Raw genomic sequence first — 13,286 nt, forward strand, 5'->3', positions numbered from 1 at the left:
TCAGAAGCTCTGCTTTCTTCGCGTCCGTCATCAAACGGGAGGCGAATTATGCGATGCCCTTTCCATCCCGTCAACCCTATTCGCGAAAAAAGTTTGTGCGCCTGTCGACGTCAACGCTCGCAATGCTCCCTGCGTTGTTGAATGGAGTCAGAGACCACGCACCCCGCCTTCGCACCTATAAGAGACGAGAGGCAAGGATGCAACGCGCAGCAGGAAGCGTGAGGGGCAGCGGGCGATCTTATAGACACGCATCGCGCGGCCCACATGTATCTCACGCCAACACCTTGTCTTGCAGCGAAAGCATCCCTATATAGCGTGGCGAGCAGAAGGACCAAGCCACACCGAGGAAGTCGTCACCATGGATGATCTGCCCCCCAGGGCGCGCACCACTTGACCTTTCTTCAACATTTATCTCTCGTCTGACGAGAGTTGGCCCTCAAGTTCGTATATAATCGTTGGCCGCGCGAATTTTGCGCGTCTCTATGGGCCCGCTTCGAGCGGGCCAATCTTTTCGCTCTTTGCGAGCATAGACAAACCAGCCGCATGTATCACTCAGGTGATGTTGCGGCCTAGCCGAAACGCCTGAGGGACGCGTCTTGCGCCTCATAGCGAAGCCTTCGAGGAGAAGACATTGAACCCTTTCGATCGGGATGATTCCGGAGATAACACGGCCGGATACTCAATCAAGGCCCCTGCCGGGCGAACCGCCAAAGGCAAGGGCGCGGGTAAAGCGATCCCGGTTGCTGCCGAAACATCGCAGCAAGTCGAAGAACAGCAACGCCAGATGCGCGCGCTGATCCAGTTGGGCAAGGAGCGCGGCTACCTGACGCACGCGCAGATCAACGATCACCTGCCCGACAACTTCGCGCAAACCGCGGCGATGGAAACCATCGTCGCCACCTTCAATGACATGGGCGTGGCGGTCTACGAGACAGCGCCCGATGCCGAAGCGCTGCTGCTGAACGCTAACTCGCCGGTCGTCTCGGACGACCAGGCCGACGAAGAAGCGGAAGTCGCGCTATCGACCGTCGACTCCGAATTCGGCCGCACTACCGACCCCGTGCGCATGTACATGCGTGAAATGGGTGCAACGGAGTTGCTGACCCGTGCCGGCGAAATCGCGATCGCCAAGCGCATTGAAGACGGTTTGCACGAAATGGTGCAGGCGATTGCCGCCTGCCCGTCGGCTGTGTCGGCCATTCTGGCGAGCGCCGATCAGATCGCCGCCGGCGAATTGCGCATCGACGAACTGGTCGATGGCCTGAACGAGAACATCAACGCTGAAGAAGTCGCGGATGAAAGCGTCGACGCAGCCGCAGACCTCGACACGGACACCGCCGACAGCGACGACAGCGACGGCGACGACGACATCGCCGCCGATTCCAGCGCTGTCGACGAAGCGCGTCTGAAGAAGCTGACGAGCGACTGCCTCGAGATTTTCGCTCGTGTGCGCACGCGCTTCGAAGAAGTCAGCTCGCTGCACGCGAAGGACGGCTCGTCTTCGGCGGCGCACCTGCGCGCCCGTGAAGACATCCAGCAAGAACTCGCGGCGCTGCGCTTCACCGCACGGACAATCGACCGCCTGTGCGGCGACGTGCATCACCAGGTCACGCAAGTTCGTGCGATCGAACGGCGCCTCCAGCAAATCGTGCTGGAAAAGAGCGGTATGCCGCGCGATCTGTTTATCGAAACGTTCCCCGGCCACGAAACCGATCTGGACTGGACCATGCGCATGGCCGCCAAGTCCAAGGAATTCGGTGCCGCACTGGAACGTAACCTGCCGGCCATTCAAGCCGAACAGCAAAAGCTGATCGCCATTGAAGCCACCGTCGCGCTGCCGTTGAAGCAGTTGAAGGAAATCAACCGCAAGATGGTGGCCGCCGAAGCGAAGATGCGCAAGGCAAAGAGCGAGATGATCGAGGCGAATCTGCGTCTCGTGATCTCGATCGCGAAGAAATACGTCAACCGTGGCATGCAGTTCCTGGATCTGATTCAGGAAGGCAACATCGGTCTGATGAAAGCGGTGGACAAGTTCGAATACCGTCGCGGCTGGAAGTTCTCCACGTATGCAACGTGGTGGGTGCGGCAGGCTGTCACGCGTTCGCTGGCCGACCAGGCGCGTACGATTCGTGTGCCGGTGCACATGATCGAGACGATCAACAAGCTGAACCGCATTTCTCGCGAGATCCTGCAACAGACTGGACAGGAAGCACATCCGTCCGTGCTGGCTGCGCGGATGGACCTGTCCGAAGAGAAGGTCCGCAGCATCCTGAAGATCGCCCGCCAGCCGGTTTCGATGGAAACCCCGATGGGCGAAGACGGCGACGCGACGCTCGGCGACATGATCGAAGACTCTTCGGCCACTTCGCCGGCGGAAGCTGCGGTACAGGCCGACCTGCGGATTGCCATCGACGACGCGCTCGATTCGCTGTCGCCGCGCGAAGCGAAGGTTCTGCGCATGCGCTACGGTATCGACACGAAGTCGGACCATACGCTGGAAGAAGTCGGCAAGCAGTTCGACGTTACCCGCGAACGGATTCGCCAGATCGAAAGCAAGGCAATGCGCAAGCTGATGCATCCTAGCCGCGCGGATCGACTCAAATCGTTCCTCGACCGGTAAGTTAAAGAAGGGCTCTGGGTTAAAACCAGAGCCCTTTTTGTTTATGGCGGCGGCCTGCAACGGGCCTCGCTAAAGCTGCAGTCAGTGCCCTCCGCAAGCGTCTTTCGCGTCCAGAATCGCGCAATCCACCACTCCGTCCATACGTCGCGCCAAAAACCTGGCGACGCCCAAGAGCCCCGCCCCGAACCCGTCCGTCTCCTTTCAGACAGACTTCGGTCCAATCTGCGGGAACGATCTCGCTTGACCAGGGATCGATAGAAAACAATCCCGTATGACCCGCAATAGATTCGCGGCAGCCTCGGCCCGCATAATCGGGGTTGCGCGCTGGGACAAGGTTCTGTCCACGCAGACCAACAATAGGAACGCGATATGAATATGCGCACGAGCGAAGTCACCTTCCCCGAAGCCGAAGCACGTACCACTGCCGGCACAGAGTGGTGGCGCAACGCGGTGATTTACCAGATCTACCCGCGCTCGTTCGCCGACGCGGATGGTGACGGCATCGGCGATCTGCCGGGCATCACGTCCAGGCTGCCGTATCTTGCGCGCCTTGGTATCGACGCAATCTGGCTCTCGCCGTTCTATCGCTCCCCGCAGGCCGATGCGGGCTACGACGTGGCCGACTACCGGGTCGTCGATCCGCTGTTCGGCACACTGGACGACTTCGACCGTATGCGGCACGACGCCCACGCGCTGGGCATGAAGGTGATCGTCGATCTGGTACCCAATCACACGTCCGACGAACACGCGTGGTTCCAGGCAGCGCTGCAGTCGCCCGCCGGCAGCGCCGAACGTGCGCGTTATCTGTTTCGCGACGGCAAGGGTCCGCATGGCGACTTACCGCCGAACAACTGGCAGAGCGTATTCGGCGGCAACGCCTGGTCGCAGGCGCCGGGGGATTCGCAGTGGTATCTGCACCTGTTCGACCGCAAACAGCCTGACCTCAACTGGGATCACCCCGAGGTCCGCGCGGAATTCGAGGATGTGCTGCGGTTCTGGCTGGACCGCGGCGTAGACGGCTTCCGGGTCGACGTCGCGCACGGCCTGATCAAGGCGCCAGGCTTGCCCGACTGGGCCGGTCACGCCGTGATGGTGGAAGGCGCGGAGACTGCCGAAGGTGACGACCACAACCCCGGCCCGATGTGGGATCAGGAAGGCGTGCATGACATTTACCGTAGCTGGCGCCGCCTGCTGGATAGCTACCCGGGTGACCGGATGATGGTGGCCGAAGCGTGGATCGCACCGCAAGCGCGGCTTGTCCGCTACATTCGCGGCGATGAAATGCAGCAGGCGTTCAATTTCGACTATCTGCTCGCCCACTGGGACACCGCTGAAATACGGGCGGTGATCGATAGTTCGTTGTCCGCATCGGCCACGGTCGGCGCACCGACAACCTGGGTGATGTCCAATCACGATTCCGTGCGCCACACGTCGCGCTACGGTCTGAGCAAGCCGGGCGCGCGCCCCAAAGGCATCGACGCGGCCGGCGAGCAGCCAGACGAAGCGCTGGGACTGCGCCGCGCCCGTTCCGCGGCTATGCTGACGCTCGCGCTGCCGGGATCCACCTACATCTACCAGGGCGAGGAACTGGGCTTACCCGAGCACACCACGCTGGACGCGCGCTTTCGTCAGGACCCTGCATTTTTTCGTACGCAGGGCGCTGAAATCGGTCGCGATGGCTGCAGAGTACCGCTTCCCTGGAAGGCGGATGCGCCCTCGTTCGGCTTCGGTCCCAGCGAAAATAGCTGGCTGCCTCAGCCGGCTCATTTCGCGCGTTACGCCATGGACCGGCAAGATGGTGTGAGCGGTTCGACGCTGGAACTGTATCGCGAGCTTCTGCAATTGCGGCGCGACTATGCGCTCGGTACGGGCCGCTTGCAATGGCAATCCGGCGGATCGTCGAATGTGCTGATATTCGACAACGGCACGTTGCGCGTGGCGGTCAATCTCGGTACGCAAGCTGTTACGTTGCCGCAGGGCGCTTTGCTCGTGTCGAGCGAGCCGCTGGACAGGCCCGACGAGTTGCCGGGCAATACAGCGGCGTGGCTGAGCTTGACCTGACGTAGCGCCAACCGTATCGCCAGTCGCCAGTCGCTTCAGAAAATCTTGCCGGGATTCAAAATCCCGTTTGGGTCGAGCGCCGACTTCACCGCACGCATCGCGGCAATATCCGCATCGCTGCGAGTGAAGCCAAGATACGCTTTCTTCTTGGTGCCGATCCCATGCTCTGCGGAAACCGAACCGTGGAATTCGCGCGTCACAGCGTAGATCACATCGTCGATCTCGCCATGTAGCGTCTTCCCCGCATCCGGCACGTCGACGACGATATGCAGATTGCCGTCCCCGAGGTGCCCGTAAATCATCACCAGCGCCTGCGGCCAGCGCTCACGCAAGCGCATGTCGCAATGCTGCGCAACATCGCCGACATCGCTGATCGAAAAGCTGACGTCGTACGCCGCATGGTTCGGGATGAACTTCGGATATTCGCCTGGCGCATCGCGGATTGCCCAGAATGCCGGCGCGTCGGACTCGGACGCGGCCAGCGCGGCATCGCTAACCACATCCTCCTCCAGCATGCGGCCGAGAAATTCCTCAAACGCTTGCCCATGCCGAACTGAATCGCCGCCCACGCTCTCGAGCAACACGTAAAACGGATAGCGCTCCTTCACTGGCGCACGCAAAGCCGGCAGATTCGCCAGCACCGCGTCGTAATAGCCGGCCCACATCACCTCGAATGCGGAGACACCCGCAGCCAGCCCGCTCTGCGCCTCTTCGAGAAGTTTCGTCACCGCGCCATAAGAGGCCAGCGCACACCACGCGGTTGCAACCGCCCGAGGCCGCGGCCTGAGACGCAGCACCGCGCGCGTGATGACACCCAGCGTACCCTCGCTGCCAATCAGCAGATTGTGCAGATCGTAGCCGCTATTGTTCTTGATCATCTTGTGCAGCGCGCCGACCACCGCGCCGCTCGCCAGCACGGCTTCGAGGCCGAGCACCTGATCGCGCATCATGCCATATTTGATGACGCGATTGCCGCCCGCGTTGGTCGCGAGATTGCCGCCAATCGTGCAACTGCCGCGCGCGCCCAGATCAAGTGGGAAATAAAGGCCCGCATCCAGTGCAGCTTCCTGCACGACCTGTAGCGGTGTACCGGCTTCGACCGTCATCGTGCCTGAGGTACGGTCGATTTCGACGATGCGGTTCATCCGCTCCACGCTGAGCGCCAGTTCGCCGGCGCGCAGATTCGCACCGCCTACGAGCCCGGTCAGTCCACCTTGCGTCACAACCGGCTGGCGATGCTCATTGCAGATCCTCAACGCTGCGGCGACTTCGTCCGTGTTGCGTGGCCGGATGACGGCACGCGGCGTTGCGCCTGGCAAGCCGCTCCAGTCCACCACCTGGCGTGCGCCGAACTGCTCGCGCAACGTCACCACGTTCGCGCCAAGCGTCGCCAGCAACGCCTCGACTACATCGCCCTGCTGCATGACCGCCTCCGGCTTCGCAATAGCAATAAGGGTTACGAACGATTCAGAGCAGTCCGCGTTTCGCAAGACTTTGATACAGGGCGCGCACGCCGAAGGTCCACGGAGGAATCTCGGTGGACAGTTGCACCGTGTTCACCAACGCTCCGAGCGACGGTGTCGCGATCGTCACTACGTCGCCGAGATGATGCGTAAAACCCGCGCCCGGCGCATCGCGATCCTTGATCGGCGAGAACATCGTGCCGAGGAACAGCATGAAACCATCGGGGTACTGATGATGTGGCCCGTGGGTCTGTGCGACGAGATCAGCCGGGTCGCGGCTGATTTCCTTCATATGGCTCACGCCGTCGAGCACAAAACCATCCTTGCCTTCGATGCGTAACGAGAGGCTCGCCGCACGCACCGTATCGAGTGTGAAGCGCTCATCGAACAGGCGCACGAACGGACCGATCGCACACGAGCCATTGTTGTCCTTGGCCTTGCCCAACAGCAAGGCCGAGCGCCCTTCTATATCGCGCAGGTTCACGTCGTTACCCAGCGTTGCGCCAACAATCTGGCCCGCGCTATTCACCGCGAGCACGATCTCCGGTTCCGGGTTGTTCCACACCGAAGTCGGATACAGACCGACATCAGCACCGAGCCCCACGGCGGACATGGGCTGCGATTTCGAAAACACTTCGGCATCCGGCCCAATACCGACTTCCATGTATTGCGACCATGCACCGCGCCGCTCCAGTTCGGCTTTGAGTTTCAGCGCGGCGTCCGACCCGGGTTTGATCTTCGCCAGATCGGAGCCGATCAGTTCCGCGATGGTCCGGCGTACTTCGACGGCTTTGGCAGCGTCGCCCCCAGCCTGTTCCTCGATTACACGTTCAAGCAGGCTCACGGCGAATGTCACCCCGCATGCCTTGATGGCCTGCACATCGCATGGTGCGAGCAGTCGTGTGCCCGCTTGACCTGCCGGCAAGAAACTCGCTTCAATCAGCGCATGCACCGGACCGAGTGATTCGCCCGGTGCATCGCGGGCGATTTGCACGGCGTCGGCGCGGTCGAACAGATCCGCCGTCGTAGGAACCGTTGGCGTGATGTCGAACACCTGCCCGCCGCGGACCACGACGACAGACGGCCCATCAACCGGCGCCGCGCGCCAGATGCGGCCTATCAGGAGCGCGTGGTCGAGGTCATTGGGAAGCAGGGAGGCGGGATCGGTTCGCATGTCGTCATGTCCGGAACGTTGACCAAAAACTGATCCTATCCATGCACTCGTGCAGTGTCCAACCTTTTGAGGCACGCCGCACTTTCTGGGAACGTTCCGCGCTAAACCTGACGATGCGCCGCGTGCAAGGCGGCTTGCCGCACATACCAGTCCAGGCACTGCGGATTCGCCATGGCTTCGCGATTGACCACCTTCTCAAGTGCATGGCCGAGAAACAACTTCTTGATCGGCACCTCCTGCTTCTTGCCGGACAGCGTGCGCGGAATTTCCGGCGCCTGCAGAATCTCGTCCGGCACAAAGCGCGGCGACAGTGAAGTCCTGATGGCCGCCGCCAGATGCGATTCCAGCACCGCATCCAGCACGACGCCCTCGCGCAGGACGACAAACAGCGCCAGATAGCTTTCGCGCCCAAGAAACTCGAGATCGATCACCATCGAATCGAGCACTTCGGGCAATGCCTCAACTGCGGCATAGATCTCACTGGTACCCATGCGCAAGCCGCTGCGATTGATCGTGGCGTCGCTGCGGCCGTAGATCGTGCACGCGCCGTCCGTATCGATCCTGAGCCAGTCTCCGTGACGCCACACGCCGGGATAGACATCGAAATAGCTCGACAGGTAGCGGGCATTGGCTGCGTCGCCCCAGAAATATAGCGGCATAGCGGGAATGGGCCGCGTGCAAACCAGTTCGCCCACTTCGCCTGTCACCGGTTGCCCGGCCTCGTTCCAGGCCTCGACCGCAGCACCCAATTGACGACATTGCATGCGCCCAGGGACTTGCGGCAATTCACGGTTGCCGGTGAGAAAGTTGCCGCTCAGATCGGTTCCGCCGGAGATATTGAGCCACCAGATGTCCGGCGTTCCAAGCGCCGCGAATTGCGCGGTGCCCCAACGCTGCACGTCTTCCGGCAGCGGCGAACCGGTCGTGCCAATGGCACGCAACCGTGAGAGGTCGCCGCAATCGGCCAGCGACAAGCCCGCCTTCATGCAATTGCCGTGGAAAGCAGCGCCCGCGCCGAAAATGGTGACGTGGTGACGGGCGGCGAAGCGCCACAGCACGCCCCAATCCGGATGCTCCTTGCTGCCGCTCGGGCAGCCGTCGTAGAGACAGATCGTCGTGCCCGCCAGCAACCCGGCAACCTGCACATTCCACATGATCCAGCCCGTCGAGGAGTACCAGTGGAACCGTTCGCCATAGTTGTTGGCGCTATAACTCGCGCCGAAGTCCGTATGCAAGATGACGCTCAAAGCGGTCATCAGGACGCCGCCGTGGCTTTGCACGATGGCTTTGGGCAGACCTGTAGTACCGCTTGAATAAACTACCCAGAGCGGATGATCGAATGGCAACCACTCGGGAACAAAGGCAGCGGTGGCCGCATCGTCGCGTGCAACGGTATCCGCGAAGCTGAGTGCGTCAGTCACACGCGAATCCGCATACGCCGTTTCCAGCACGATCAGCGTGTGCACGTGAGGCAACGCTGCACGCAGCGAGGACACCACCTGGCTGCGATCCATCGCGCGGCCTGCGTAGTGGACGCCATCGGCGGCGATCACGACACGCGGTTCGATTTGCCGGAACCGGTCGATGACGGCCTGCAGTCCCATATCGGGCGCGCACACACTCCACACCGCGCCGATGCTGCAGCACGCCAGAAACGCCACCACGGTCTCAGGCACGTTGGGCAAATAAGCGACCACGCGGTCGCCACGTTGCACGCCGCGTTCGCGCAAGGTCAAGGCAAGCGCGGCCACCTGTCGCTTCAATTCGGGCCAGCCGAGTGCTCTGATAGAACCCTGCTCGTCCTCGCTGACAATGGCGGGCACACCTGCCTGGTGTGCATCAGCCACATGTCGAAGCACCTGATATGCGTAGTTCACCTGCGCATCAGGAAACCAGCGCGCGCCGGGCATACGCTCCTCGGCCAGCACCGCGCTATAGGGTGTCGGCGAATGCATGCCGCTGTATTCCCAGATGCTTGCCCAGAATGCGTCGAGATCCGTGACCGACCAACGCCACAGTGCGTCGTACGACTCGAACGCGAGGCCACGGGTTCGCTTCAACCAGTCCTGATACAGACGGATTTGTGGACGGCAGGCAGCACTGACGAGTTGGTAACCGGCGGCGGAATCTTCTTGGCTCATAGCTTCGGTCGGCAAAAAACAGCGCTACACCTCCAGCCATTCCTTGCGCACCTGCGCATTGGCCTTCAGCTCGGCGGGCGTCCCTTCGAATACGATATTCCCGTGACCCATGACATAGACGCGCTGCGAAATGTCGAGCGCGATAGCGAGCTTCTGCTCGATCAGGAGCACTGACACGCCGCGCTCCTTGAGCGCCTGCAGATACTGGGCGACCAGTCGCACCAGCATCGGGGCGAGTCCTTCCGTAGGCTCGTCGATCAGGATCAGGTCCGGGTCGCCCATCAACGTGCGGCACAGCGTCAACATCTGCTGCTCGCCACCGGATAGCACGCCCGCTGCGGTGTTCTCGCGCTCCTTCAAGCGCGGAAACATTTCATACATCTCCGCGAGCGTCCAGCGTGGTTTGCGCTGACGCCGGCCGCGTTTTTCGCCCAGCAGCAGATTCTGGCGCACCGTCAGCGTGGGGAAGATGTCGCGATTCTCAGGCACATAGCCGATGCCCAATTGCGCGATCTCAAAGGTGCGACGCCCCAGAATCTCCTGATCGCGAAAGCGCACCGAGCCCGCGGCCTTGACCATCCCGAGAATGGTTTTGGCCATGGTGGAGCGCCCCACTCCGTTGCGCCCGAGCAAGGTGACGATTTCGCCTTCGTCGACATGCACGTCGACTCCTTGCAGAATGTGGCTCTTGCCGTAATAGGCGTGCAGGCCTTGTACGTCGAGCATGCGCGGCGCCATCAGCGCGCTCCCTCGATGGAGTTTTCGTCGAGTGTGGCGCCAAGGTAGGCTTCCTTGACCTTGCTGTTGTTGCGGATCGCCTCTGGGGTATCCGTCGCGATGACCTCGCCATAAACCAGTACCGAAATGCGGTCCGCGAGGCCAAACACCACACCCATGTCGTGCTCGACCATCACGAGCGTCTTGCCGACCGTCACATTGCGGATCAACTCCACGGCCTGATCCGACTCCGAGCGGCTCATGCCTGCCGTGGGTTCGTCCAGCAGGATGACTTCCGCGCCGCCGGCAATAGTGATGCCAATCTCCAGCGCGCGTTGCTCGGCGTAGGTCAGCAGACTCGCCTGGGTGTCGCGGCGGCGTTGCAGCCCGATCAGTTCGAGCACTTCGTCGGCACGCTGACGTGCATCGTGCAGCTTGGCCAGCCGATGCCAGAACGAGTATTTGTAGCCAAGCGACCACAGCACTGCACAACGCAGGTTCTCGAATACCGAGAGCCGATGAAAAATGTTCGTGATCTGGAAGCTGCGCGAAAGGCCCATGCGGTTGATCACAAACGGCTTAAGACCGCCAATCTCGACACCGTTGAGCCTGACCGAGCCGGAACTCGGCGCGCAACGCCCCGAGATCAGATTGAAGGTCGTCGATTTGCCTGCGCCATTGGGGCCGATCAGCGCGTGCCGTTCACCCTTAGGAATGCTCAGGTTGACCCCGCGGATGATTTCCGTCTGGCCGAAGTTTTTGGTGAGCCCGGTCAATTCGAGTGCGGCCGTCATACCTCGCCTCCTGCCATTTCCGCCTGAACAGCGTCCCACGCCTGATGCACGCGCGCCACCGCTGCGCGCCAGCTCAGTGCGCCGGCGATCCACAGCGCCACGCCAACCATCCAGGGCTTGAGCGAGGCGGCATCGAAAGCGAATCCCGCCAACGACATACCGGTGCCATTGTCACTGTCGATCTGCAACTTGTAGGTCAGTTCCACGGTCAGGATCAACGCCGTCAGCAGGATCAGGCCCGCGCCCAACGCCACCGAGTACGAGGGCAGCATGCGGCCCAGTTTGCGTTTGGCCAGCAACGGTACCTGCTTCATCAGCAGACTCGAAACGCCGCCCGGCACGAACATCACCATCAGCACGAAGAACAGCCCGAGGTAAAGCAGCCACGCCTGGGTCAGGCTGGACAGCGCAACGGCGAACAGCACAAACACGATTGCGCCGATCACGGGCCCAAAGAAAAACCCACCGCCGCCGATGAAAGTAGCTAGCAACACGCTGCCGGAGTGCACGGCGCCCACGTTTTCCGCCGATACGATCTCGAAGTTGATCACCGAAAGGCCGCCGGAAATGCCGGCAAAAAAAGCCGACAGGATCACCACCAGGTAGCGGACGCGCTGAGTGTTGTAGCCGACGAATTCGGCCCGCTCGGCGTTGTCGCGCACGGCGTTGGCGATGCGGCCCAACGGGGTGTGCGTCCATGCATACATGGCGATCATCGACAGCAGACACCACGCGGCAATCAGGTAGTACACCTGACGCCCCGGGCCATAGGTGATGCCAAGCACGGCATGGCCGACCACCCGGTTGGTGGAGATACCGCCTTCGCCGCCGAAGAAATCGGGGAACATCAGCGAACTGGCGAACACCATCTCCCCGATACCCAGCGTGATCATCGCGAATGTGGTGCCCGCCTTGCGGGTGGTCACGTAACCAAACAGCACGCCGAACAACGCACCGCCGAGACCACCCACCAGCGGCAGCAACGACACGGGCAACCCAACTTCGGCCGCGCCCATCTGATTGAGCACATGCACTGCGATGAACGCGCCCATGCCCGAATAAACCGCGTGTCCGAAGGACAGCATGCCGGACTGGCCGAGCAGCATGTTGTACGACAGCGCGAAGATAATCATGATCCCCATCTGCGACAACAGCGTGATGGCAAAGCCGCTCGAAAAGATCAGCGGCGCCAGCACCATCACGAGCGCCGTGAGCGCCCAGATCAGATAGCGCGCGAGATGACGCGGCGGCGCAGTAGAACGGCCTTCGTGGGCCATGGTCTGCTGGTAGCTATGTCTCAGGACAGGTTTCATGATCTAGCCCTCGCGCGTGCCCATGAGCCCACGTGGGCGCACGATCATCATGACCACCATCAGAAGATAGGGCAGCACCGGCGCCATCTGCGACACAGTCAGCTTCCAGACCGAGGACAGCGGCGTGGCGCTCGTCACATGCAGACCGATAAGGCCGAACAGGTCGGCAAACGAGGCGTCGATGGTGACGGCAAACGTCTGCAGCAATCCGATCAGCAGCGAGGCGATGAACGCCCCTGCGAGCGAGCCCATCCCACCCACGACCGCGACGACGAACACAATCGTGCCGACCGAAGCGGCCATCGACGGTGAAGTGACAAACGCATTGCCGCCTATGACACCCGCCACACCCGCGAGCGCGGCGCCGCTGGCGAACACCAGCATGAACACGCGCTGCACGTTGTGGCCGAGCGCTTCGACCATGTGCGGATGCGTCAGCGCAGCCTGGATCACAAGCCCGATGCGCGTGCGAGTGAGCACCAGGTACATCGCTACCAGCATCGCCACCGACACCAGCATCATGAATGCGCGGTACTTGGGAAACACCGAGGAGAACACCTGAAACAGCGGCCCATCCAGTTCCTGCGGAATCCGGTAGGGCACGGCGGACTGCCCCCAGACCAGCTTGACAGCCTCTTCGATCAGATACGCCAGACCGAACGTAAACAGCAGCTCGGCGACGTGCCCGTACTTATACACCGTGCGCAGTCCGAAACGTTCGACGAGCGCCCCGACGACGACCACCAGTAACGGAGCCAGCACGAGCGCCGGCCAGAAGCCCAGCTTGCTGGAAATCGCGTAGGCGAAGTAGGCGCCCAGCATGTAGAAACTGGCGTGCGCGAAGTTGAGCACGCCCATCATGCTGAAAATCAGCGTAAGCCCCGACGACAGCAAAAACAGCAGCAGCCCGTAGCTGATGCCGTTCAACAAGGAGATGACGAAGAATTCCACGGACAATGTTCCTTACTTCTGGCGCCGACTTCGCGAGGCGCGCGCCTCGCGA

The 13,286-nt window shown here is 61.7% G+C and carries 9 protein-coding genes; 2 read left to right on the forward strand and 7 right to left on the reverse strand.

The features are described 5' to 3' along the window. The first annotated feature begins 631 nt into the window (after window positions 1-631). Both rpoD and P3T43_RS31650 read left to right on the forward strand, forming a co-directional pair. Window positions 632-2,620 (forward strand): RNA polymerase sigma factor RpoD, encoded by a 1,989-nt coding sequence (gene rpoD / locus P3T43_RS31645; protein WP_429284940.1) that lies wholly within the window; start codon window positions 632-634, stop codon window positions 2,618-2,620. A gap of 369 nt (window positions 2,621-2,989) precedes the next feature. Beyond that, window positions 2,990-4,681, forward strand: coding sequence for a glycoside hydrolase family 13 protein (locus tag P3T43_RS31650; protein WP_429284941.1), 1,692 nt, complete (start codon window positions 2,990-2,992; stop codon window positions 4,679-4,681). Between the two features lie 35 nt (window positions 4,682-4,716). Here the strand turns inward: P3T43_RS31650 and P3T43_RS31655 are convergent, their stop codons facing one another. The 7 genes from P3T43_RS31655 to P3T43_RS31685 form a co-directional block, all read right to left on the reverse strand. Beyond that, complete coding sequence (locus tag P3T43_RS31655; RefSeq protein WP_429284942.1) at window positions 4,717-6,105, reverse strand: FAD-binding oxidoreductase; 1,389 nt, start codon at window positions 6,103-6,105, stop codon at window positions 4,717-4,719. Window positions 6,106-6,148: 43 nt separating this feature from the next. Then, window positions 6,149-7,318, reverse strand: a complete 1,170-nt coding sequence (locus P3T43_RS31660) for a fumarylacetoacetate hydrolase family protein (protein WP_429284943.1) — start codon at window positions 7,316-7,318, stop codon at window positions 6,149-6,151. Window positions 7,319-7,419: 101 nt separating this feature from the next. Further along, window positions 7,420-9,459 (reverse strand): acetoacetate--CoA ligase, encoded by a 2,040-nt coding sequence (locus tag P3T43_RS31665; RefSeq protein ID WP_429284944.1) that lies wholly within the window; start codon window positions 9,457-9,459, stop codon window positions 7,420-7,422. A 24-nt stretch (window positions 9,460-9,483) separates the two neighbouring features. Next, window positions 9,484-10,197 (reverse strand): ABC transporter ATP-binding protein, encoded by a 714-nt coding sequence (locus P3T43_RS31670; protein ID WP_429284945.1) that lies wholly within the window; start codon window positions 10,195-10,197, stop codon window positions 9,484-9,486. Beyond that, entirely contained in the window at window positions 10,197-10,970 is a 774-nt protein-coding gene (locus P3T43_RS31675) for an ABC transporter ATP-binding protein (RefSeq protein WP_429284946.1), read from the reverse strand. Before P3T43_RS31675 ends, P3T43_RS31670 begins: the two co-directional genes overlap by 1 nt. Continuing rightward, window positions 10,967-12,247, reverse strand: coding sequence for a branched-chain amino acid ABC transporter permease (locus P3T43_RS31680; protein ID WP_429284990.1), 1,281 nt, complete (start codon window positions 12,245-12,247; stop codon window positions 10,967-10,969). The genes P3T43_RS31675 and P3T43_RS31680 overlap by 4 nt, the downstream gene beginning before the upstream one ends. A gap of 39 nt (window positions 12,248-12,286) precedes the next feature. Next, window positions 12,287-13,234, reverse strand: coding sequence for a branched-chain amino acid ABC transporter permease (locus P3T43_RS31685; protein WP_429284947.1), 948 nt, complete (start codon window positions 13,232-13,234; stop codon window positions 12,287-12,289). Window positions 13,235-13,286: the final 52 nt, after the last annotated feature.

Source organism: Paraburkholderia sp. GAS41 (assembly GCF_050436545.1).
Classification (GTDB): Bacteria; Pseudomonadota; Gammaproteobacteria; order Burkholderiales; family Burkholderiaceae; genus Paraburkholderia.

Bases quoted from the DNA above. Each gene is read 5' to 3' on its own strand.
- P3T43_RS31650 (WP_429284941.1), top strand. From the start codon at position 2,990: ATGAATATGCGCACGAGCGAAGTCACCTTCCCCGAAGCCGAAGCACGT.
- P3T43_RS31655 (WP_429284942.1), bottom strand. From the start codon at position 6,105: ATGCAGCAGGGCGATGTAGTCGAGGCGTTGCTGGCGACGCTTGGCGCG.
- P3T43_RS31660 (WP_429284943.1), bottom strand. From the start codon at position 7,318: ATGCGAACCGATCCCGCCTCCCTGCTTCCCAATGACCTCGACCACGCG.
- P3T43_RS31665 (WP_429284944.1), bottom strand. From the start codon at position 9,459: ATGAGCCAAGAAGATTCCGCCGCCGGTTACCAACTCGTCAGTGCTGCC.
- P3T43_RS31670 (WP_429284945.1), bottom strand. From the start codon at position 10,197: ATGGCGCCGCGCATGCTCGACGTACAAGGCCTGCACGCCTATTACGGC.
- P3T43_RS31675 (WP_429284946.1), bottom strand. From the start codon at position 10,970: ATGACGGCCGCACTCGAATTGACCGGGCTCACCAAAAACTTCGGCCAG.
- P3T43_RS31680 (WP_429284990.1), bottom strand. From the start codon at position 12,247: ATGGCCCACGAAGGCCGTTCTACTGCGCCGCCGCGTCATCTCGCGCGC.